Source organism: Chitinophaga hostae (genome assembly GCF_018224885.1).
Taxonomy (GTDB): Bacteria; Bacteroidota; Bacteroidia; order Chitinophagales; family Chitinophagaceae; genus Chitinophaga; species Chitinophaga hostae.
In genome coordinates this window covers 1-1,033 of the sequence record NZ_JAGTXB010000052.1, presented here as the reverse complement: position 1 = coordinate 1,033, position 1,033 = coordinate 1, and the positions used below count along the sequence as shown (strand labels likewise).

Annotated in this window: 1 protein-coding gene; it reads right to left on the bottom strand. The window is 46.1% G+C overall.

Going from position 1 to position 1,033, the window contains the following annotated elements; translation table 11 throughout:
• Nucleotides 1-885 (bottom strand): carboxylesterase family protein (locus KE626_RS34465; RefSeq protein WP_211977703.1); only part of this gene is annotated, 885 nt, incomplete at its 3' end.
• Nucleotides 886-1,033 lie beyond the last annotated feature (148 nt).

The window sequence follows — 1,033 nt, the reverse complement described above, 5'->3', positions numbered from 1 at the left end:
AGCACAAAAAGTAGTGGTACCAAATAACGGGTATGGATTTAACCGGTTTGCCCTGAGCATGAATGGTGCAAAATCCGGTTCCTTCCACGCGTCATTCCAGGTATTGTGGTTATCATTTGGATAAACGGTCAGCTTGAAATTACCGCCGGCGGCGTTTATCTGGGCCACTACCTGGTTGGTGGTATACGGAGCAGGGCTGCCATCAAGGCCACCCTGGAACAACCACATAGGAGTAAATTTATAGGTATCGATGTGATTAGCGTAATCATTTATCATGGCGCTCATAGGGAGGGCTGCCGCTGTTAATTGCGGATAGCGCAGCATAAATTCCCAGGTACCCCAGCCACCACCGGACAAACCATTCAGGCACAAGCGATCGGGGTCTCCCTTGCAGCTGGTTACGATAGAGTCTATTACTTCTTTCAGATTATCATAATCATTGGGGCCCCAGTAGCCACCCTGGCTCTGGGGATACAAAAGGTAACCATCAAATGTTCCGGCATCAACACGGTTCATCCAGGTTTGGCCTCCCCAAAGCAACTGGTATTCGTTGTCATAAATAGTTCCTTTTTCACCTACTCCGTGAAAGAACAGGTAGATGGGATATTTTTTGCCGTCGTTTGTTCCCGGAACATAAGTTTTAGGGAATTTAAGACGGAATGCCATGTTCTTATAAATGTAGCATTTATAAGAGGTGGTAGTATAGTTCATCCTCACTGTTCGCACCCACTTTGTGATTTTTTCGTACACAGGTGCAGCGGGAGGGTTACTGGAATTGTAAGTGACAACTGGATCACTGGGGTTTAGTGCGGTCTGCGCATAAACCCGGGGTGCGTATAGAAAGCATAGCACTAAAAGGAGCAGGTGGTATAAAGTTCGATTCATGGAAGTATGTATGTTATGTACCCCCGGCGCTTTGGTCAGCTATAGGAAATAAGACATGGCAAGGAATTGCCATGTCTTATTTTACCATTTATTGTCGTTTCAGGAGTTTCACACTCTTTGTTTCACCGGTGGTAGAGGTGACTTTCAA